The 21674-nt window shown below is 69.8% G+C and carries 18 protein-coding genes; 5 read left to right on the top strand and 13 right to left on the bottom strand.

The features are described from left to right. Positions 1–310: 310 nt before the first annotated feature. The 10 genes from AB0B98_RS22145 to AB0B98_RS22100 form a co-directional block, all read right to left on the bottom strand. Positions 311–730: an Rv3654c family TadE-like protein gene (locus AB0B98_RS22145; RefSeq protein WP_357267328.1), complete on the bottom strand. Its 420-nt coding sequence runs from the start codon at positions 728–730 to the stop codon at positions 311–313. Beyond that, on the bottom strand, positions 730–1125 hold the full coding sequence (locus AB0B98_RS22140) for a TadE family type IV pilus minor pilin (RefSeq protein WP_357364904.1): 396 nt from the start codon (positions 1123–1125) through the stop codon (positions 730–732). Before AB0B98_RS22140 ends, AB0B98_RS22145 begins: the two co-directional genes overlap by 1 nt. Before the next feature lie 47 nt (positions 1126–1172). After that, positions 1173–1340, bottom strand: a complete 168-nt coding sequence (locus AB0B98_RS22135; protein ID WP_081883916.1) for a DUF4244 domain-containing protein — start codon at positions 1338–1340, stop codon at positions 1173–1175. A gap of 22 nt (positions 1341–1362) precedes the next feature. After that, entirely contained in the window at positions 1363–2022 is a 660-nt protein-coding gene (locus tag AB0B98_RS22130; protein WP_357364902.1) for a type II secretion system F family protein, read from the bottom strand. Then, positions 2019–3314: a hypothetical protein gene (locus AB0B98_RS22125; protein WP_357364900.1), complete on the bottom strand. Its 1296-nt coding sequence runs from the start codon at positions 3312–3314 to the stop codon at positions 2019–2021. Before AB0B98_RS22125 ends, AB0B98_RS22130 begins: the two co-directional genes overlap by 4 nt. After that, complete coding sequence (locus AB0B98_RS22120; RefSeq protein WP_357364898.1) at positions 3311–4522, bottom strand: TadA family conjugal transfer-associated ATPase; 1212 nt, start codon at positions 4520–4522, stop codon at positions 3311–3313. Before AB0B98_RS22120 ends, AB0B98_RS22125 begins: the two co-directional genes overlap by 4 nt. Continuing rightward, positions 4519–5622: a septum site-determining protein Ssd gene (ssd, locus tag AB0B98_RS22115; protein WP_357364897.1), complete on the bottom strand. Its 1104-nt coding sequence runs from the start codon at positions 5620–5622 to the stop codon at positions 4519–4521. Before ssd ends, AB0B98_RS22120 begins: the two co-directional genes overlap by 4 nt. A gap of 220 nt (positions 5623–5842) precedes the next feature. Further along, on the bottom strand, positions 5843–6844 hold the full coding sequence (locus AB0B98_RS22110) for a CU044_5270 family protein (RefSeq protein WP_357364895.1): 1002 nt from the start codon (positions 6842–6844) through the stop codon (positions 5843–5845). Further along, positions 6844–7398 carry a sigma-70 family RNA polymerase sigma factor gene (locus AB0B98_RS22105; RefSeq protein WP_357364893.1) on the bottom strand — a complete coding sequence of 185 codons (555 nt, stop codon included), beginning with the start codon at positions 7396–7398 and terminating at the stop codon, positions 6844–6846. The genes AB0B98_RS22110 and AB0B98_RS22105 overlap by 1 nt, the downstream gene beginning before the upstream one ends. Positions 7399–7509: 111 nt before the next feature. Further along, positions 7510–8700 (bottom strand): serine hydrolase domain-containing protein, encoded by a 1191-nt coding sequence (locus AB0B98_RS22100; protein WP_357364891.1) that lies wholly within the window; start codon positions 8698–8700, stop codon positions 7510–7512. 426 nt (positions 8701–9126) lie between these two features. On the opposite strand from AB0B98_RS22100, the gene AB0B98_RS22095 reads away from it, so the two are divergent. Next, positions 9127–10497 (top strand): hypothetical protein, encoded by a 1371-nt coding sequence (locus AB0B98_RS22095; RefSeq protein ID WP_357364889.1) that lies wholly within the window; start codon positions 9127–9129, stop codon positions 10495–10497. 521 nt (positions 10498–11018) lie between these two features. Here AB0B98_RS22095 and AB0B98_RS22090 read toward each other — a convergent pair. Then, complete coding sequence (locus AB0B98_RS22090; RefSeq protein WP_357267354.1) at positions 11019–11486, bottom strand: NUDIX hydrolase; 468 nt, start codon at positions 11484–11486, stop codon at positions 11019–11021. Between the two features lie 24 nt (positions 11487–11510). Further along, complete coding sequence (locus tag AB0B98_RS22085; protein WP_357364887.1) at positions 11511–12734, bottom strand: helix-turn-helix domain-containing protein; 1224 nt, start codon at positions 12732–12734, stop codon at positions 11511–11513. A 382-nt stretch (positions 12735–13116) separates the two neighbouring features. Here AB0B98_RS22085 and AB0B98_RS22080 point away from each other — a divergent pair, with 382 nt between their 5' ends. Further along, positions 13117–13377 carry a hypothetical protein gene (locus AB0B98_RS22080; protein WP_357364885.1) on the top strand — a complete coding sequence of 87 codons (261 nt, stop codon included), beginning with the start codon at positions 13117–13119 and terminating at the stop codon, positions 13375–13377. A 768-nt stretch (positions 13378–14145) separates the two neighbouring features. Then, complete coding sequence (locus AB0B98_RS22075; protein ID WP_030486293.1) at positions 14146–14949, top strand: HAD-IB family hydrolase; 804 nt, start codon at positions 14146–14148, stop codon at positions 14947–14949. A 134-nt stretch (positions 14950–15083) separates the two neighbouring features. Here AB0B98_RS22075 and AB0B98_RS22070 read toward each other — a convergent pair whose 3' ends face one another. Continuing rightward, positions 15084–15830, bottom strand: coding sequence for an oxidoreductase (locus tag AB0B98_RS22070; RefSeq protein ID WP_091395499.1), 747 nt, complete (start codon positions 15828–15830; stop codon positions 15084–15086). Between the two features lie 484 nt (positions 15831–16314). On the opposite strand from AB0B98_RS22070, the gene acs reads away from it, so the two are divergent. Together acs and AB0B98_RS22060 are read left to right on the top strand one after the other, a co-directional pair. Further along, positions 16315–18279 carry an acetate--CoA ligase gene (acs, locus tag AB0B98_RS22065; protein WP_238668778.1) on the top strand — a complete coding sequence of 655 codons (1965 nt, stop codon included), beginning with the start codon at positions 16315–16317 and terminating at the stop codon, positions 18277–18279. 267 nt (positions 18280–18546) lie between these two features. Further along, positions 18547–21342, top strand: coding sequence for an immune inhibitor A domain-containing protein (locus AB0B98_RS22060; RefSeq protein WP_357364882.1), 2796 nt, complete (start codon positions 18547–18549; stop codon positions 21340–21342). The last annotated feature ends 332 nt before the right edge of the window (positions 21343–21674 follow it).

The following is a 21674-nucleotide window of genomic DNA, read 5'->3' as shown; positions in this document are numbered from 1 at the left end:
ACCTGGACCTCGACCAGTCCCGGCCGGCAGGCCGTTGGACCGCGCTCTGCTCTGGCCGCGCCCGGCTGGCAGGCCGTCGGGCCGCGCTCCCGGGCGGGAGGCCGTTGGACCGCGCGCCCCGGCCGGCGGGGCCGTTGGACCCTCCTCAGGCGAGAGGCCACTGGCGACTCGGCCCCTGACGGCTCCGGTCCCCCTTTTGAGCTGATGTCGCAAACGCATCACCCTCGATGTCGTCACCGATTCAGCTCCACAGCACCCACCAATCCCACCCCGGTTCCCGTCTCCTCGAGCAGGCACCGGCCAGTGAGGGTCAGCCCCGCACCGGGCCGGCGCGGGCGCTCGCTACGGCCACCCGGGTCAGGCCGGGTAGTGGCGTGAACGCCACCTCGACTGTCACCAGCACGTCCAGCCCGTCGAGGTGACAGCCGACCAGCCGACCATCGTTACGACCGGCGAGGTCGGACGCGGACGCGCAGGCCACAGCGTCGCCGTCGAGCGCCCGGACGGCCCCGGCCAGCGCGCCGAGGTCGGCTGCTACGGCCGCTCGCTGGCTTGCCATTCCGGCGGCGACGATGGCGGCGCCGAACGTCCCGAACACCACGAGGACGAGCCCCATCGCCAGCAGCAGAACCGTCGCGCCGCCTCGCTGCCGGTCCGACCGGCCACCAACGAGCCCTCCGGCGGCCGGTGGGTGACCGGGGCGGTGTGACGGATCGTCAGTTCGTGGCACTACCAACTCCCCTCGTGAGTGCCCGGTTCGACGGCGGCGACGGCGGTGGCGACCACTGTGATCCGCGGCAGCCGGCCGCCCAGGGCCCGGACGGGTGCCCGTACCGTCGCCTGCGCCCGGTCGCCGTCGACGGACACCGACACCGCCGCCCCCTGGGGCGCCGCCCGGCCACCTACCGCGCTGCCATCCGCGCCCCGGGCGGCGGCGAGCGCCGCCTCCCGAGCGGCGTGCAGACAGCCCGCCTGCGCGGTGACGGCGTTGACGGCGGTCAGGCCGGCCAGCAGGAGCAGGAGCAGCGCCGGCAGGCCGGCCGCCAGTTCGGCGGTGAAGGAACCCCGGTCCCCGCCAGCAGCCCGGACGAGGACGGGAAGTCTCCGCCCGGCGCGTGCCGCCAACCCGGGAACGCTCGACCCTGACTCGCGGCCGGCCCGCCGGCGCGCGATCACTTCAGCGCCCGGTCGATGACGGCGGTCAGCGCCGACTGGACGTTGCCGGAGGTCAGCACCTTCAACAGGATCCCGGCGAAGGCGACCGCGGCGAGGGTGCCCACGGCGTACTCGGCCGTGTTCATTCCGGCATCGCCGCGCAGGCGAGCGATGAGTTTGCGCATGACTGTTTCCCTTCTCGATGGGTCAGAGCACATCGCCGAGAACGGCGACGATCACCGGCACGAGGCCGGCGAGAATGAACGCCGGCAGGAAGCAGAGCCCCAGCGGCAGGACGATGAGCACACCCGCCCGACGGGCCGATGCCTCGGCGGCGGTGGCCCGGTCGGCGCGCAGGTCGTCGGCGAGCCGGGTCAGTGCGCCGGCCAGGGCGGCACCACTGTTTGCCGAGCGCAACGCCGCCGCGGTCAGGCGCTCAGCGCCGGGCACGCCGTTCAGCGCGGACCATGCCTCCGCTGGGCCACCACCAAGCAGCAGCGTGCGGCCAACCCGGGCCAACCGGCCGGCGAGCGGCCCGTCCAGTGCCTCAGCGACGGCCAACACCGAGCGATCCACCGGCGCGCCCGCCCGCATCGCCGCCGCCAGCAGGTCGGCGGCGAGCGGCAGATCAGCAGCCTCCTGCTGCCGCCGCCTACGCACGGCGGGCGACTCGATCCGCCGCAGCAGGACATCGAGCAGGAACGCGGCCGGGAGAGCGCCGAGCAGCCCGAGCCAACCCTCGACGACGATGGCCACGGCGAGCCCGGCCAACACCGCCACGAGCCGGATCACGTCCGGCCGTCGCCGACTCGTCGAGCTGGGGTGGCCCGCCGAGCTGAGGTGGCCGGCCGGGTTCCGGGCCGTCATCCGGCCCGCCCCGGTGTCGCGCCCAGCCGTTCTGCCCAGAGGAGGCCCACGATCTGCAGGGCGACCGCGACGACAGCGCAGGCTCCACCGACGGTGCTGTGCAGGAGCACCGTCACGGGGTCGACGCCGATCCCGTACCCGAGCCCGATCCCGCCAATCGGCAGCGCCGCGAGTAGCCAGGCCGTGGCCCGCGCACCCGCCGCCTGGGCTGCCGCCGCGGCCAGGCCCCTGTCGGTCGCCCGGGCGTCCGCCTCGATCCGCTCGACGAGCTCCGCCAGCGGCGCGCCGGTCCGGTCGGCCAATCGCACCGCCGCCGAGGTCAACTGATGTAGGCGGTCCGCCCTTCCACGCTCAAGGTCCGCGACATCGAACGCGTGTGGCACGGGCAGGCCGGCTCGCAGGTCCGCCGCGAGGCCGCAGAGCTGGTCCAGCCCACGTCGCCTGTCCCGCTCGGCGCTCAGGTTCACTCGCCAGCGCAGGGCAGCGCGCACGGCCAGCGTGCCGTACCCGGCCATCGCGACAGCGGCCACCGGACCCCCGACCACTGCACCCACACCGCCGCCGAGCAGACCGGCCACCGGCAGCACGCGGGCCGTCGATCGCGAGATGCGCAACGACGCAGGCGTACCTCGCCTTCTGGCGGTCGCGCCGACGCGCCCGTGAGCGCGGCAATCGGCGATCGCGCACCCGTCGGACGCCGCCCCGGCGGACGCGCCCCGACAGCCAGCGTCCAGGTCGCCGTGCCCGTCTGCGGTTGCCGGACCGGCGACGTCGTTCCGACCGGTCACGTCCACACCGTTGACGCCGATCGTGGTCGTGGCCGCCGAGGTGCCAGGCCGTTGTTCGGCGTCGAGCATGGTGGGGGCCAGTTCGGGGCGGGTGGTGCCGGTCGGGCGTCGGAGATCCCGACGGGCCGGCGGGCGCGTCGGGCCCTCCGGACGCGTGAACCCGCCTGCCGCTCCCGGCCACCTCGGGCTGCCTGTGACGTCCCGGTCGGGCCAACCGAGTGCCGTCCGTCTTCCGTTGGCACCCGCGGTAGGTGCCGACTCGAACGCGATGCCGACCGCATGGCCGCTGGTCGGGGCGGCGCCAGCGCCGTCGACCGGCCCGTCCGGCGTGCGACCGAGCTCCCTGATCCACCGCACCAGGGCGTCATCCGGATCGGCGCCGCCGCCCCTCCGTCCCGGTGCCAGCACGCGACGTCGACGGGCCCGAATGCTCTGCACGGGCCACGCCACCAGGGCGGCGGCGACCAGGAGCAGCGCCGCCACCAGAATCGTCTCGGTGGTCATGCCGGACCCGCCGATCCGGGCCAGGGCTCGCTGAGGATGGGCGGGACCGCCACCCCACGCTCGCGCAGCAGCGCCCCGAGGGCACGGGCGGCGAGACCGAGCCCACTGCCGCGTACCCAGGCGGGCACCACTGTCACCATCCGATCGGGCCCCTCGGGCAGCAGCAGGCAGACCGACTCCAGGACCCGACCACGGTCGCCGCGTCGCACCTGGAACAACACCTGCAACGCGGCGGCCACCTGGGCGTGCAGCGCGGCGCGGGGCAGCCCACCCAACATGCCCAGGGCCTCCAACCGGGCCGGCACGTCCAACGGTGTGTTGGCGTGCAGGGTGCCGGCACCCCCGTCATGGCCGGTGTTGAGCGCGGCCAGCAGGTCGACCACCTCACCGCCCCGGCACTCCCCGACCACCAGCCGGTCCGGGCGCATCCGCAACGCCTGCCGGACCAGGTCCGCCAGGCTGACCACGCCCGTGCCCTCCACATTGGCGGTACGTGCCTGGAGCCCCACCACGTGCGGATGCCCCGGACGCAGCTCGGCGGCGTCCTCCACCAGCACGATCCGTTCGGTGGCCGGCACCATCCCCAGCAGGGTGTTGAGCAGTGTCGTCTTGCCCGACCCGGTGCCCCCGGTCACCAGGTACGCCAGTCGGGCCGCCACGACTGCGGCGAGCAGTGGTGCCAGCGGTCGCGGCACGGTCCCATGGCGCACCAACTCGTCGAGGGTGAACGGCCGGTGCCGGAAGGTCCGCAGCGACAGGTAGGGGCCGTCGGTCGCCACCGGCGGCAGCACGGCGTGCAGTCGGGTGCCGTCGGGAAGCCGCGCGTCCGCGTACGGGGAGCCGTCGTCGAGCCGCCGCCCCGCGCTGGCGATCAGCCGCTGCGCCAACCGGCGGACGTCCTCCACCGAGCCCACCGGGACGGCGACCTGGTGCAGCCCCGACCCGCGGTCGACCCAGACCCGGGCGCCGTTGACGAGGACGTCGGTGACCTCCGGGTCGGCGAGCAGCGACGCCAACGGCCCGGCGCCCACGAGGTCGTCGCGCACCCGGTCGGCGATCCGCAGCATGGCGGTGTCACCGAGCACTGCGGCGGCGGGCTCGGCCCGTACCGCGGAGACGATGGCCGCCGCGGTGACCGGGGTGGTGGCGGCGGCGATCCGCTGCCGCACCCGGGCGGCGAGGGTGCCGTCCTCCGGCCCGACGGTCATGCCGCACCCGCAGCAGGCACGCCGGTGAGGTCGCTGACGATCCGTTGGCAGAGGGCGGCCAGTGGGCCCTTGCCCCCGGCTGCCGGCGCCTCGCCCCGCTCCAGCCCACGGCAGAGCCCCGGCTCGGGGCGCAGCGTGCCGGCCAGTGGGAGACCCAGCGCGCGTGCCACCTCGGACGCCCGCAACCGCCCCGGCGCAGGCCCGCGCACCACCACAGCGAGCGCAGCGCAGTGCGGGGCGGCAGCGGCCACCACCCGAGTGGCCGCAGCGGTGGCACGCAACTCGGCCGGCACGACGACGAACGCCTGGTCGGCGGCTTGCAGCGCCACCACTGCCGCGTCGTCCAGCTGTCGGGGTAGGTCGATCACCACGAAGTCCCGCCCGCGCCGGGCCGCATCGACTGTCGCCGCCATGGCCGTCGCCGGCAACGGCAGCATCTCGCCGCGGTCCCAGGAGAGCACCACGAGATCACCCCGGCTGGGCAGGGCCTGCACCAGCGCCGGGGCGTCCACCCGCCCGTCGGCGCTGGTGAGGGACGGCCAGCGCAGGCCTTCCAACTGCTCCCAGCCCAACACGAGGTCGAGGCCACCACCGAGCGGGTCGGCGTCGACCAGGAGGGTGCGCAGCCGGGCCCGGGCGGCGGTCACCGCAAGACCACCGGCGAGCACACTCGCGCCCGCACCGCCCCGGCCACCGAAGACCGCGACGACCCGGGCGCCGACGCCGACCGGACGGTCCGGGTCGTGTTCGGCGAACCGGTCCACCAGCCACGGCTCCGCGGCCGGCAGCGTGGCGACGTGCTCGGCCCCGATCAGCTCGGCGATCTGCCAGCCGGGGTCGAGCTGACCGGCGCGGCCGAGCAGCACCAGCCGTGGCCGTTGCGGCAACCGGGCGCGTAGGCAGGCCTGCGCCTGATCGGCGCCGAGCAACACCAGGGGCGCGGGAAGCCACCGGGTGCGGGCGGCCGCTGGATCGCGGGCGAGCTCCACCTCGGTCCCGCCGACGGCGGCGAGCCGGAGCACATCATCGAGCAGATCGTCGTCGCCGGTGACGACCAGCGGGAGCCGGCGGATCGGCGGAACCGTTGTACGGGGTGGCATCGCGGCCTCCAGCGGTCGGGCTCTGGTATGCCGCCGACCCTGCTCGGAATCCGCCCCACGAGCCGTCCCGATGTCGTCACCTGTGGACAACCTGGTGGGCTGTGGAAAACCCCCACTCGATCAGTTGATCTGCTACGAGCGCGGGCAACTCCGCAGCTACTGCCGCTGCGGGAAAGACAGCGGGGCCGCTCCCGGAAGGAGCGGCCCCGAACGTCGGCGATCAGCCGACCCGGTCGGTCCAGGCGGCGTCGAGGATCACCTGGTACGAGCTGATCCGCACGGGCGACAACGTCAACCGCTCGTGAGCGAGCAGTTCGCCCGTCCTCGGATCGAAGACCAGCAGAGATTGCGCGTCGTGTTCGCTGTCGTCGAAGGTGACGGCGACTCCAGGTCGGCCGGCGCGGTCCGTGACCTGCCCCCGCCAACGGAACCCGGGCACGTCGGCGAGGACCCGCAGGACCGCCGCTCGGGTCGCACGCGGTACGACGTACCGGCCATAGAGCGTGCTGACCTCCTTGCTCGCCGCGGCGGGACCGTACTCAACCTTCAACAGTTCCCGCAGCTCGGACGGGACAGCCGTCGGTGGGCTGAGGTCCATGGGCGGCAGCGGATACCCGTTGGGAGCGGGGGTGCTGCCGGCCGCTGGCGGCGAATCGAGTCTGCGCTGCCAGTAGGTCCGTGACTCCTGATCGGGGTACTGCGGCTCCAGTTGGGTGTTGACCTGGCTACCGGTCCCGTCGGCGGCCTGCCAGACCTTCGTCTCGCCGGCGAAGGCGACGAGGTGGCGACCGTCGGCCGAGGTCATCACCGGATCACCCCACACCTTCGTGTGGTGGTACATGTAGCGTCCGCGCTGGTGGTCGTACGCCGCATCTTTGATCTTGTCAGCCAGCCTGCGTAGCTGCGGACCGGCGGCCGGCGGATCCGCGTCGAACTGGTACGCGACCGGCACGAGTACCGTGCCCGTCGCCGAGCCCGGGGTGTCCGGTGTGGCCGCACCGAACGGCTGGAGCACCGCCACGGCACCGGCCGCGACCGCCAGTGTCCCGGCCGCCAGGACCAGCCGGCGGTTCGGACGTACGCGACGACGCCCGGCGACCGTTTCGGTAGCGTCGGCGCGGTCGATCAGTTCGCGTGCCGAGACCAGCGGCGACTCGACGGTGGCGTTCCGGGCCGGGTCGGCCGGGCCCAGAAGAGTACGGGTGCGCACTGCTCCGAACATCACAGATCCTCTCGAATGGTCGCCAACACCGGTCGACGTCGGGTCTGCGCGAGCCGGGCCGACATCGCTTCGGCAAGACGACGGCGGGCGCGATGCAGGCGCACTGCGGCGGTCGCCCCGGTGCAACCGAGAACCTTGGCCGCCTCGGACACCGTCAGCTCCTCCCAGCCGACCAGCCGGAGGATTTCCTGGTCGAGATCGTTGAGGGTGGCCAGGGCGGTCCAGATGTCGGCGACCCCGACGCCCGTGTCGGCACCCGACGATCCGGCCAGTCGCTCGAGGTCGACTTCGGTGATCGGGAGGAGGTCCGGTGCGGCCCGCCGCGACCGCCAGTGGTTGGCGAGGAGGCGCCGGGCCACCCCGTACAGCCAGGGCAGGCTGCGCTCCGGCACCTCGGCGCGGCGACGCCAGGCGACGACGAAGACCTCCTGGGCAAGCTCCGCCGAGGCATCCCGGTCAGCGAGCCGGCGCAGGCCGTATCGCACTATGTGCTCGTACTCGGTGGCGTAGAGGCTGGTGAACCAGCCCTCGTCCCGCGTCTTCGGTGGACCCACCCGAACCCCCATTGCCTCGGCGACTCTCACAGTGGCTTGTGTCGCTGAGGACCAGAGGATTACCGCGCGGCCGAGGGCGGGTGCCGCCCACCGGGAGATCGAGCGTTGCGGTCAGTCGTCGATCGCCTGGTAGACGGTGGTCCAGAAGTCATGCCACATCGGCAGCCGCTGGTCGCCCGCGTGCGCCCGCTGCATGAACACGATCGTCGTCAGGTCCTCGGCGGGATCGTTGTACCAGGCGGTGCCGTAGAAGCCGGGCCATCCGTAACTGCCGACCGAGGGCCCGAGGTGCGTACGGCGGGTCCGGACCGACATTCCGAAACCCCAGCCGATGGCGTCGAAGTAGCCGGGCCAGAACCCGGAGACGGCCTTCTGCGTCGGGGTCAACTGGTCGCTGGTCATCAGCGACACCGCCGGCCGCGACAGCACCCGCTCGCCGCCGTGGGCGCCGCCAGCGAGCAGAGCCGAGGCGAACGCGAGGTAGTCCTGGGCGGTCGAGACGAGACCGCCGCCACCGGACTCGAACATCCGCGGTCGACTGAACCGCCCGTCGGGGGCGTCTTCGACAACCGGCTCGCCGGTGGCGGCGTTGTCCTGCTCGTACGCCGTCGCGAACCGGTCGATGCTCTCGCTACCCACGTTGAAGGCGGTGTCGGCCATTCCCAGTGGCTTGCAGACCCGCTCACGGATGGCGTCGCCGAAGGACATGCCGGTGGCCCTGGCGATGAGCACACCTGTCACGTTGGCGGCGGTGTCGTACATCCAGCGCCCACCTGGCTGGTGCACGAGCGGAAGGTCACCGAGCTGGCGGATCCACTCGTCCGGCGACCGATACTCGAGTGCGTCCAGCGCGTCGGCGATCGGCACCGTTCCCGGCTCGGCGGGGACCATGCCGGTGCCAAGGGTGCCGTCCAGGACGTCCCGCAGTGTTATCGGGCGTTCCGCCCTGACGGTGTCGCCCAGCGAACCGTGCGGATCGGCGAGCACCGTCATATCCGCCAACTCCGGCAGGAGATCGTCGACCGGGTCGTCGAGGCGGACTGTGCAGTCCTCGACGAGGGTCATCGCACACGCGGCGACGATCGGCTTCGACATCGAGCCCAGGCGACAGATCGTGTCGGCCGCCATCGGCGTCTGCGACCCTGGGCCCTCGAACGCGAGCTGACCCGTCGCCTCGATGTGCACCTCGCCGTGCCGGGCCAGGACGACCACCGTGCCCGGGACGAAGCCGGACTCGACGTGGCGATCAAGCAGCCCTCGCAGCCGAGTCAAGCGCTTCGACGAGAAACCGCCAGCAGCCACCTGTTCCCTCCCCAGCTCGTCCCGTTTGGCAAATTACACGGCAGGCGGCCGTCGCGCGGTCCGCGACTAGGTTGAGCGGAGAGCATCCGAGCCGTTCCACTCATCGACGAATCTAGCTTTCATCGCGCGGACGGGGACTCATAGTGCGAAGTAGCCGCTGCGGCGGCGCGCTCCCATGGAAAGGGACGACCCCCGTCTGGGGGATGCGGACACAAGCTACCGGCCGCTGGCAGCTGGTGGCGGCCCTCGTCGACGAGCAGGTGCAGGGCGTCGTCGGTTCACGTCCCGCGTTGGCCCGCATTGAGGCTCGCGCTGCCTTTTGCTGCCTCGCTGGCTGGCGCCTCGCTTACAACTTCTGTGCAGCTCATCCGACATCCTCCCTGCCGGGATCTAGAAAACACGGACAACCGCCAATAAGCTGCCGGGATGGACGAGGAAGAGGGCATTGAGGAAGACCTACTAGAGACTGGCGACCCTGAAGCAGCAAAGAATTACTCAGCCGAAAAGCCGGCCGATCTGGTACAACTGGCTGAACGTGCTGCAAACGCATCAATTCCGGTAGAGTGGAGATCGTATGTGACGATGCGTTCGAATGGCGACGTCACAGAAAGGGCTACCCAATGGTATTTGCATATATCCCTGCCCGGCGGCGGCAAGGATCGCAAGACATTTAGCATCAGCAGATCGTGGGCCGGCGACTGGGCGAGCAGCAACTTCGAAAGCCTGGTGCTCCTTAAGAATTTCGCCGCAGCACTAGACCGCTCCACTAATGTTATCGAAGCAATGGTGCAGCCACGCTATGCCCTGAAATCGACGCTTCAAATGCTTCATCGAAAAGCCCGACACGACGACGCACCTGATGAATTGAAGAGCGCCTCCCTCGCCGAAGATGCGCTTGCAATCACCTGTACCTCCAACGGGATAGTCGCGAGTGCGGAAATCTCGCCAGCGAGCGCCGGACTCGGGGCGACGGAAGGCACGCGCCTAGGTTACTCCCTCAAGGTGCGACTCAATTCGGCTTTGTCGTATGACGCATCAGTGAAACTGCTTGAAGAATTCTCGGCCGCGTTATTCTTTGAGATGGACTTGCTCTACGACCTTCCACTCTCCCTGTCCGAAAGCAGGCGTCAGCGAATTCGGAGCGATGCGAGAGAGAGGCCGTCTGAAACCCTCAAGGCACCGACAGTGCCGCGAAACTTCTATTCCGTCGAGGCCGCATCTTTATATGCTTACGGGCGATCCGCGAGTGGCATGCCCCTGCTCCAGTATTTGGCCTTCTATCAGGTGCTTGAGTTCTACTTCCCCACCTACGCACGCAGCGAGACCGTTCGACGCTTTCAACGTAGGTTGAGAGACCCGGCCTTCGATCCAAACAACGGAAATCAAGTGGCCACCTTAGTGACATTCCTAAACGCCGAAGCGCGCGCATTGCAGTACGAAGAAGAGCAACTGAAAGCGACCGTGGATTCCTGCATAGACAGCAACGACCTGCGCTCCTTTTTGGAGCAGTCAGACGATCGCAGGGAGTTCCTTACCAAAAAGAATGCACTTAAGGGCGTCGGTCATCTCGTCTTGGACGAGAAGTCCAACGCTGGCTCCCTGACCAGCCAGGTTGCTTCGCGTGTTTATCAGATTCGCTGCCGGATCGTTCACGCCAAGGAGGACGGCGGCCCGAAACGCGGAGAATTGCTACTGCCGAATAGTGCCGAGGCAAAGATGCTGCAGCATGATATTAGTCTAGTCCGTTGGATCGCTCAGAGAGCTCTAATTCAAGCCGCGATTCGCAGTAATTGGTGACATGCAGTCCATCTCGCCATCCCGCCTGCAATCGACCCGCCCTCCCGGGGAGCGGTCCGCCGCCCGGCCCGCCACGTCAAGCGGACCTTGACGCCCGTACGGACGCTGGCGGGTCGGGCGGTGGTCTGCTCGGCTCGTGCGGGGTCGATGGCAGGCGGGATGGCTCCCCACCGCAACCGCCCACGGACCGTGACGCGCCGAATGCAGCCCTGGCCATCCTGGAGCCGGAGCGCCCCGCCGGAGGCGCAGTAACCGCGCCCCCGCGACCGCCGTCAGTTCGCCGACGCGGCGAGCGTGCGCTTCCCTACGCCGCGCGGGCTCGTGGCCGCGCGGCCGGCCGGCTGCCGGCCCACCTCCTCCCCTCCACGTCCCTGTCGTCCTGCGGCGGCCCCTTGGGCTTCCCGCTTCCGCGCCAGCAGCCGGTCGCGTTGCGTGGCCGGAGTCGGAGCGACGGACGCTCACCCTGCGGCAGCGAGTGCGGCCCCTTCAGGGCCGCCTTGAAGACGTACAGAGAATCTGGGCTAAAGAGCCTTGCCGTGCTCCGCATAGGTGGCGTTGCCGCTGTTGCGGGATGCGATCGCTGTGCGAATTCTGCGAGTGAGTCGAGGCGGTCCGTAATGTTCCAGGTCGTCTGCGGTCACGTAGCGCCAGTCGGTGAGTTCACCATCCGCAAAGTGAATGGCCTGCACTTGCTCCCTAGTGAGAGTTCCGGCGTCGAAAATGAAGAGGAGTTTGTCTCCTTCGTGCTCGGCCGGCGCCCAGTCAACGACGAGCATGGGGCCGACGGCCGTGGTTAAGCCCAACTCCTCTTCGATCTCGCGCAAACACGCCGTACGTGGTGACTCGCCGGGTTCGACGTAGCCGCCGGGGATGTCCCAGTGCTTCTTGTAGCTGGGCCGTACGAGGAGCACGCGGCCTTCGTCGTCGAAGAAGAGAGCACCAGCAGCGACGCGTGGGGTTGCCACTGGTGGCATCTCGTTGGCCGGCACCAGCGCAGCCTAGTTCGACCGGGTTCAGTCGAGCACCCTGAGCCGCTGGGCCAGGCCGACCAGTTCGGCCGAGGGCTTGCCCCGTTGCCGGCGGATCCAGGTCAGGGCGAGTTGGCGGCTGAGGAAGTGATGCCGGACCTGCTCGGGTGCCATCTGTTCGGCGTCAAGGATGACGGCCTGGGCATCATCGACGCGGTTCCAGGCGCTGTAGGCGCGGGCGACTTCGAGGGCGTGCCGCACTCGGCGCTCCATCGGCAGCCCGGCGGTGTCGACGCGCGGGCCGAGGTCGATGGCGACCTGCAGATCGCCCAGTTCGGCCGCGGTGGCAACGCGATGGATCACGACGTTGGTCGGGCCGAACGCGGTCCAGAGGTGGTTGGCGTCTGCCCCGAGCTGACCGGCGACTTGATCGGCGGTGGCGAGAAAGGTGCGGGTGGTGACGGCGTCGTTGGATCGGGCGGCGGCCATGGAGCCGGACAGGAAGAGGGTCCCGTAGACGGAGAGCAGCGCTGGTGTGGCGTGCTTGAGGTGGGGCTCAAGGTAGCCGGCGGCGTCCTCGGTGAGGCGTACAGCTTCGGTGTAGCGCCCGGTGGCGTGCAGGGCATGTCCGACGGAGCGGAAGAGGGAGCCGGTTATGAGCGGGTCGCCGGTGGGGCGGACGGCGGTCAAGCCGCGGTCGGCGGCAATCCAGGCGAGGTCGCTCTCTCCAAGCTTGGTGAGTTGGGTGGCCGCGAGTTGATATGCCAGGCCGAGGAGCCGACGAGCCTGGTCCTGGTCGTCGCCGTCGTAGTAATCGGCGGCGGCCTGGGCGCGGCGCAGCAGCTCGGGCAGACGGCCGGTGACGTACGCGAATCGGGAGTCTTGGTAGGCGTCCCAGAGGGCGCCTACCTCCTTCCTGAGTACGGCGACGCTGGATGGCTCGTTCTCCGTGCCGCCGCTGAACGGGCCGAGGGCGCGGTAGTTCATCAGAGCGGCGCGTAGGGCGGGGACGGTCGTGGTGCCGCTGTCGCCGGTCCAGTCGAGCAGCGAGGGTTCGCCGAGCAGGTCGCCGAGGGACACGTCCAGGACTTCGGCGAGGGACTTGATGACGGAGAGCCGGTCCAGCTCGATCCGGTTGTTCTCGATCTTGCCCAACCAGTCGGCGGTGCGGCCGATGAGTCCGGCAAGGACTTCCTGGGACAGGCCGCGTCGGTAGCGGTACCAGGCGACGCGTTCGCCGATGGTCAGGTTGTTGGTTCTTCCGCGCATTGGTTCACCGTCTCCCCTCGGCCGGCTCCGACCCCGGAAGGATTTTCCGGGTAGCTGGGCGGTATGTGCCACAACCTGTCTGCATGACGGGGCTCAAAGCATCGACCAACTGCCAATCCTGCTCGGGCGCGGGCTGGAAGTACGCCCTCGCCCGTACGGCGGTCGGGCAATCGGGCGTGGTGCGGAGTGGACTCATGCTTTCGGGCGGCGTCCGCGCCCGGATTGCGCGGGTTCCGGTCGCGCGGCGACGTGCTGAGGCTGGCCCGGGGTGAGTGCTGGCGTGAGACCGCGACCCGAACGGCGGCCCGTGAATGGCCCACCCGCCCCGGTGCCTCGCACAGCCACGCCTCGCCGGCCGGGTGTCCCCGTTCCGGGTGACCTGGTGCTGATTGACGCTCGGGCGTCGGTGCAGTTCGGCGGTGATCGGGCTCTGTGGTTGCGGGTGACCTCGGTTTGCGACAAGCCGACGTACCACGGCTGGGTGTGGCTGACCGGCTACTCCATCGACCTGGCTACCGGCAAGGCCCTGGCACGGCGGGAAGTCTTCGCCCAGATCGCCGGCCTCCAGATCCAGCAACACACGACCGACAGCGCGCCGCCTCTCAAAAACTCGGCGCCAACGGCGAGGAGATTCGGTGTTTGACATTCGGGTACGACTCGGCGCGGTGCTGGACATCGACGCGGTCGATCGTCTTTTGCCATCAGACGGGCCGGTGCGGTTGTGGGTAACCGGGGTACGGCTGGTGGCTAACCGCCCGCCGAGCGACGAGTGGATCTGGGTCGAAGGCTTCAGGCTCTCTCCGTCAGGCCGTCGAGGCTCTCAAGCACAGATCCTGGTACGCGCAACTAAGCTTCCACCGGAGGACTCAGTCCATGGAGCGTCCCCGCCGGCGTGACAAATCGGAACGGCCGGGAACAGCAGGCGGACCTCCGACCGCTGCGGCGGCGCTGGCGCGCTCGGCACCTTTACACGCACAGGCCCGAGCACTACGCCGAAGGCCCGGCTGACCTGCGCTGCCGTTCGCTGACTTTCTGCCCGTCGCCTCGACCGGCCGGGCCCGCAGACGCGCCTCACCTGGCCGGAAGCGCTCCCCGGAAAGGGACGACCCCCGTCGGGGGGAGACGGGGGTCGTCGGAGGTTCGGCTCCGGGGGGGTCGAGCCGAACCACTCAGCGGTCACGGGGGGTGCAACCGCTGAGGGTCTGCCTGTTTCGAGGATGTGAAAGCTCGTCGTACGGACAAGTCTGCCTGAGCGGGCCCGTCACGTCGAGTGGTGCTGCCTCCACTCACTGCGAAAATCTCCTCGCAGAGTGTGAGCGTGATCACGCGGAGCGGAGAGCCCGCAGGTCTGAGGGGTGGCATGACCCCGGGCACCCGCCGACGATAGACCATCCGGCTAGACTTTCGCGCCGTGGGCCGAAGTGCCGCTTTCTTCGATCTGGACAAGACCGTCATCGCCAAGTCGAGCGCCCTGGCGTTCGGTCGGCCGTTCTACCGGGATGGGCTGATCACCCGGCGTGACGTGGTCAAGTCGGCGTACGCGCAGCTGATGTTCCGGCTGGGCGGCACCGACGAGCAGACCATGGCCCGAACACGGGACTACCTGGCTGCGCTCTGCAAGGGCTGGCAGGTGGAGCAGGTCCGCCAGATCGTCGCGGAGACGCTGCACGAGCTGATCAACCCCTACGTGTACGCCGAGGCCGCCGCCCTGATCGAGGAGCACCAGGCGGCCGGGCGGGACGTGGTGCTGGTGTCGGCGTCCGGTGAGGAGATGGTCCGGCCGATCGGCGAGCTGCTCGGGGTGACCGACGTGATCGCCACCCGGATGACGGTGCGGGACGGCCGGTACAGCGGCGAGGTCGAGTTCTACGCGGCCGGCCCGAGCAAGGTCGAGGCGGTCAGCGAGTTGGCCGCCGCCCGGGACTACGACCTGGCTGATTCGTACGCCTACTCCGACTCGTACAGCGATCGCCCGTTGCTGGAGTGCGTCGGCCACCCGAGTGTGGTCAACCCGGACCGGCAGCTGCGCAAGCTGGCGTCGGAGAACGCGTGGCCGGTGCTGGAGTTCCGGCACCCGATCCCGCTGGGCCGGCGGCTGCGGGAACGTCCTGCGGTTCCGGTGGCCGCTGCGGCACTGGGGGTCGGGGTGGGCGTGGCCATCGGCATCGCCTGGTACGGCCGGCACCGCCGAACCCGAGCCGCCACCACCGCCTGACTCCACCCGGCCCCACCCCGTCCAGGTCGATCATGGGCTTGTGGTGGGCGCCTTCGGCCAATTGGCACCTTTTGCGGGGCACCACAACTCCATGATCGACACCGCGCGGACGGGCCGGTGGAACCGATGGACGCTCAGGCTGCGGCGAGGATCTCGTCTCCGATGGCGGTGAGCTGGTCGGTGCCGACCTCGACGGCGGCCATGTAGTGGCGTAGCCAGGAGCGCAGCCCGTCCGGGGTGCCGGTGGCGAAGGCACCGGCCGCGCCGACGTACTCGGGCTCCCGCTCGCGGTGCCCCACGTCGACGGGGAGCAGGCCACGCGGGTCGAGGCCGCTGGCGAGCAGCACCAGCCGGGCCGCCCCACGGGCCACCACGCCGGAAGGCCCGGCGAAGGGGCGCAGGTTCAGCAACTCCCCGTGTACGACAGCGGCGAGCACCAACGGGGAGACCTTCGTGCCGCCGGCGACGAGGCCAGCCAGCCCATCCAGCCGGGTGGCGACCACCGGGTCGGCGACCGGGCGGCCCAGCTCGGCTTCCGACACCAGGTCCCGTGCGGCGAGCACGTGCAGTTTCGCGAGCGCCTGGCGGGGCGCCTTCGGCCACAGCTCGCTCAGGCCCGGCAGCGCTCCGGCGACCCGCAGCGCCCCCTGGAGCACCGGGTCGGTGACGGTGCCGGCCCGGACCGCCTCACGCTCGTGCCCGGCCCCCTCAAGGGCCGCACTGGCCACCGCGGAACGGAGGCTGACCTCGGCGGCAACCTGTCCACCGTGCCGGCGCAGCGCCCGGTGCCCGAGCGCCTGGTCGAACCGCGCGCGAGCCTGCTCGACGGCGGCGGCGATGTCGGCGAGCGCGAGCAGGGGCGCGAGCGGGTCGGTGGTCACCCCGCCACGCTAACGACAGGGCCCGGCGCGGCGGGCCGCACCCGCCCGCAACGCGACCCGGACCACCCACCCGGCGCGGCACCTCCCCCGACCCGGCGCCGCCGCCCAACCGACCCGGCGCGGTTACAACCGAGCCGGCGCGGCCACACAACCGAGCCGGCGCGGCAGTCGCGGCAAGGTCAACACGGGTTCATGGAAATCGCAGTGTCCGCCTGGCCTGGACACCGCGATTTTCGTGAACCCGTGTCGATCAACGCGCTCGGGCCCACGCACGCCGACCCGGCTCGTGTCGATCAAGGCGCTCGAGCCCGCGCACGCCGGCACGGCTCGTGTCGATCGAGGCACTCCGCGCAGGGACGGGCCGCCGGGCGCGCGGCGGGGGCCACTCGGCGCGACGCAGTGGGCAGCCGTGGCCGGTTGCAGGCCCCGCGACTACCCTCGTGCCATCGAGACCCAGGTCACCCCGAGGATGAGGAGTCACGGCATGAGCGAGGCATTGGCCAATCTGCTGAACGAGACGCGCCAGTTCCCCCCGCCGGCCGAACTCGCCGCGCACGCCAACGTCACCATCGATGCGTACGCCGAGGCTGAGGCCGACCGGCTGGCCTTCTGGGCGAAGCAGGCCGATCGGCTGGCCTGGTCGAAGAAGTGGGATGAGGTGCTCGACTGGTCGAACCCGCCGTTCGCGAAGTGGTTCGTGGGTGGGCAGCTCAACGTCGCGTACAACTGCCTGGACCGGCACGTCGAGGCGGGCCGGGGCGACAAGGTCGCGATCCACTGGGAGGGCGAGCCGGGCGACACCCGCACCATCACGTACGCGGACCTGCACGAGCTGACCTGCCGGGCGGCGAACGCGCTCACCGACCTGGGGGTGACCGCCGGCGACCGGGTGGCGATCTACCTGCCGATGATCCCGGAGGCGGCGGTGGCCATGTTGGCGTGCGCCCGGATCGGGGCCGCGCACAGTGTGGTCTTCGGTGGCTTCTCCGCCGACTCGTTGAGCAACCGGATCCAGGACGCCAGCGCCAAGGTGGTGATCACCGCTGATGGTGGTTACCGGCGGGGCAAGCCGTCGGCGTTGAAGCCCACTGTGGACGAGGCGGTGGCGAACTCCCCGTCGGTGGAGCACGTGCTCGTGGTGCGCCGCACCGGCGAGGACGTGGCGTGGTCGGAGAAGGACCACTGGTGGCACGAGACGGTGGAGACCGCGTCGGCCGAGCACACCGCGCAGCCGTTCGACGCCGAGCACCCGCTGTTCATCCTGTACACCAGCGGCACCACGGCCCGCCCGAAGGGCATTCTGCACACCACCGGCGGCTACCTCACCCAGGCGTCGTACACGACGCACGCGGTGTTCGACCTGAAGCCGGAGACGGACGTCTACTGGTGCACTGCCGACATCGGCTGGGTCACCGGGCACTCCTACATCGTGTACGGCCCGCTCTCCAACGGCGCCACCCAGGTGATGTACGAGGGCACCCCGGACACGCCGCACAAGGGCCGGTTCTGGGAGATCATCGACAAGTACGGGGTGAGCATCCTGTACACCGCTCCCACCCTGATCCGGACGATGATGAAGTGGGGCGACGACATCCCGGCGGGCTTCGACCTGTCGTCGCTGCGCCTGTTGGGTAGCGTCGGCGAGCCGATCAACCCGGAGGCCTGGATGTGGTACCGGCAGCACGTCGGCCGGGGCGAGCTGCCGGTGGTGGACACCTGGTGGCAGACCGAGACGGGCGCCATCATGATCTCGCCGTTGCCGGGGGTGACCGCGGCCAAGCCGGGTTCGGCGATGACGCCGCTGCCGGGCATCGTGGCCGACGTGGTGGACGACCAGGGCCAGTCGGTGCCGAACGGTGGTGGTGGCTATCTGGTGCTGCGCGAGCCGTGGCCGTCGATGCTGCGCACCATCTGGGGTGACGACGACAGGTTCATCGACACGTACTGGTCGCGTTTCCAGGGCATGTACTTCGCCGGCGACGGTGCGAAGAAGGACGACGACGGGCACATCTGGCTGCTCGGCCGGGTGGACGACGTGATGTTGGTGTCCGGGCACAACATCTCGACCACCGAGGTGGAGTCGGCGTTGGTGTCGCACCCGTCGGTGGCCGAGGCGGCTGTCGTCGGCGCGACCGACCCGACCACCGGTCAGGCGATCGTCGCGTTCGCCATTCCGCGCGGCAGCACTGACATCGCCGGCGAGGCGGGCGAGCAGCTCATCGCCGACCTGCGCAACCACGTGTCGAAGACGCTGGGCCCGATCGCCAAGCCGCGGCAGATCATGCTGGTGCCGGAGCTGCCGAAGACCCGCTCCGGCAAGATCATGCGCCGGCTGCTGCGGGACGTGGCGGAGAACCGGTCGCTGGGCGACGTGACCACGTTGCAGGACTCCTCGGTGATGGACCTGATCTCTTCGGGGATGAGCGGTACGAAGTCCGACGAGGACTGACGGTAGGCGTACTCATTGGAGGGTGGCGGTCCGCACGGACCGCCACCCTCCGTCATGTCTTACGGGTACGGTCCGCGCCGCCTCACCACTGTCACATCGGTCGGTCGGGGGAGTCTGGAGAAGCTGAACGGGCACAGGCGTAGATCACCTCTGTCCTTTCGGCCGGTTGTGCTTTAGGTTCACGCAGGTTGGAAGAGTTCGACACACATCGCTTCGATGGTCGGCCACGCCAACGTCCTCCTCCCCATGCCCGAGAAACGGAGCGGCATGAACCACAAACCGCAGTCCAGGGCGCGGCGACGACTACTCGTCGCGCTGCCCGCCATCGCCCTCGCGGCCACGTCACTGACCGTGAGTGGCAGCGCGGCAGCCCAGTCGCCGTCCGGCACCCCCCAGGCGGTGATCGGCGCCGACGAGCACTACATCAACTACGCCGAGCCCGAGGTGCAGCCGGACACCACCGGCCGTGAGGTGAAGGGCAAGGGTGGCATCTACACCCCTGCCGCGGAGTCCGCGCGCGCGTTCGACCGCAAGCACGCCCGGGGCAACCCGGTGACCGCACGGCAGCTGGCCAAGGACGAGGCCAAGTCGCTGAAGACGGGTCAGAACCCCCGCAAGTTCAAGAAGGCGCCGACCACCCAGACGGCGAAGCTGCTGACGCTGCTGGTGGAGTTCAACGACAAGGCCAACGACGACTTCACCGGCGTGATGGTCCCCAAGACGGTGTTCGAGGACCGCACCTGCGTCCCCGGCACCGTCCAGAACGGCCCGAAGCACAACAAAATCCCGGACCCGGCGCGCCTGCCCCACGAGGACAACAACTCGATGTGGGTGCCGGACTTCTCGCCGCAGCACTACAACAAGATGCTCTACAGCAAGAAGGGCATCACCGAGCGGGTCCGCACCGACCTGAAGGGCCCGGACGGCAAGAAGGGCATCGACCTGTCCGGCCGCACCATGCACAACATGTACCTGGAGATGTCCAAGAACGCGTACACGGTGGACGGGCAAGCCAGCCCGTGGATCACGGTGCCGCACTCGGAGGGCTGGTACGCGGCCAACCGCTGCTTCCAGGACGAGACCGGCGCGTGGGTTCCCGGCCGTGAGCAGTCGATGAACGGCCACCCGGACAACCCGGCCGGCGCGGGCCGCCTGGCGACCGACGCGATCGACGCGCTCGTCGCGAAGGACCCGAACTTCCCGTGGGCCGACTACGACATCGAGGACCAGGCCGACCGTGACGGTGACGGCAACGTCTTCGAGCCGGACGGCGTGATCGACCACCTGGTGCTGGTGCACGCCGGTCAGGGCAAGTCCCGTGGCGGCGGCGCGGAGGGCGTGTACGCCGTGTGGGCGCACTCCTCCACTGTCGCCGGTGGTTACACCATCCCGGGCACCAACCTGAAGGCGTCGAACTACATCGTGCAGCCGGAAGACGCCGGCGTCGGCGTCTTCGCCCACGAGTTCGGCCACGACCTGGGCCTGCCGGACCTCTACGACACGTCCGGCAACGCCGACTCCGACGTGGACTTCTGGGACCTGATGGCCTCGGGCTCGCACTCCGGTGAGATCTTCCAGGCGCTGCCGACGCACATGGGCATCTGGGACAAGTGGGTGCTCGGTTGGGCCGACCCGCTGACCATCCGCCCCGGGTCGAACCCGCGCGAGGTGAAGCTCGGCCAGACGTCGCGCACCCCGATCGACTCCGAGGACGGCATCAAGGTCGACCTGCCGGACAAGGTGACGACGCTGGCCACCCCGCACAGCGGCACCAAGATGTGGCACAGCAACAACGACCAGGAGTGGGCCGACGTCAAGCTGAGCCGCTCGGTCGACGTGCCCGCGGCGGCCGACTCGAAGTTCTGGATGTGGAACAACTACATCATCGAGGAGGACTGGGACTACGGGTTCGTCGAGCTCTCCACCGACGGCGGTACGACCTGGACCGAGCAGAAGGTGTACGACGAGGGCGGCACGGTGGTCACCACGCCGGACGGCTACCCGGACCCGAACGGCCGCATGAACGACTTCGGCGGCAAGAAGTACGGCCTGACCGGCAGCACCGACGGCTGGCGGCACGACTACGTCGACCTGTCGGCGTACGCCGGGACGACAGTGCAGGTTCGGCTGCGGCTGGCCACCGACGAGGCGTTCGAGGAGCGCAACTGGTTCGTCGACGACTTCTCGGTCACCGGCGGCGGCGCCACCACCTGGAGTGACGACGTCGAGGGCGGCACCAACGGCTGGACGGCCACCGGCGGCACCTTCGTCGACACCACCGGTGGGGGTTGGAAGGTCTCCAGCGGCACCGAGGTGCACGCCCAGTACTACCTGGCGGAGTGGCGCAACTTCGACGGCTTCGACAAGGGCCTGAAGTACGCCTACGACACCATCTACTCGCACGAGGCGTGGAAGGTCGACCGGATCTCCTACAACGCTCCGGGCATGCTGGTCTGGTACCGCGACACCGCGCTCGGCGACGTCAACCACGTCACCGGGCAGATGACCGCGCTGCCCAGCTACGGCGCGAAGGGCGGGTTGCTCATCGTCGACTCGCACTTCGACCCGTTGCGGCGCACCGGTGAGGCGGCCGTGAAGGACCCGTCGGTGACGGACAACCTGCCGAGCCGTCCGCAGTCGTCGAACGCGGCCTTCACGTTGCAGCGGACGTACCCGTTCACCGAGTGCCTGGAGGCGGCCGACGAGCCGTACAGCGCCTACTGCACGAAGTTCAAGGGGCTGCCGCCGGTGAAGGCGTTCACCGACGCCAAGGGCTACTACCCGGGCATCGAGATGCGCGACGGCGCTGCCTACGCCCGGGACAGCGACGCGTCGGTGGTCCTGCCGTCGCGCGACAACGCGCCGTACACCACCCGGGTGACCAACCCGGACGGCAGCCCCGCGCCGGAGTTCTACGGCGTGACCCTGGGCGGCGGCGCGATCGTGCTGGGCACCGGTAACCCCGGCGACCAGGGCGTGAACTACGGCGTCTCGCTGACGATCAAGAAGGCTGCCGGGGACAACTCGTCGGCCATGATCTACGTGACCCCGGCGAAGAAGTAACTGTTTCGCGGATCGACAACTGACTGTGGGGCCGGTGGCGGAGACGCTGCCGGCCCCACTGTCGTATGTGCGATCAACTTGATCGAAAAATGTCGTTGTATACGTTCGCGTCCGGGTCCACGCTGGTCAGCGTGGCTGATGAACCGGCGGGGTGTGACGGTGAAAAGCGTTCCCAACAAAATCTTGCAACAAATCGACGCGTTCGTCTTCCCACCCGTCCCGCCAGTAACTATGTTCACCAATGGTCCCACTAGTGGGATCGATCTCCCACCGGCCCGTACCCCCGTTGGGCCGGTTCCCTCACACCGGAGGTACCACGTGCGCAAAGTCGC

The organism is Micromonospora sp. NPDC048947 (genome assembly GCF_040649495.1).
Lineage (GTDB): Bacteria > Actinomycetota > Actinomycetes > Mycobacteriales > Micromonosporaceae > Micromonospora > Micromonospora alfalfae.
Note: the sequence above shows the minus strand (reverse complement) of the source record. Positions and strands in the feature narration are given on the sequence as shown.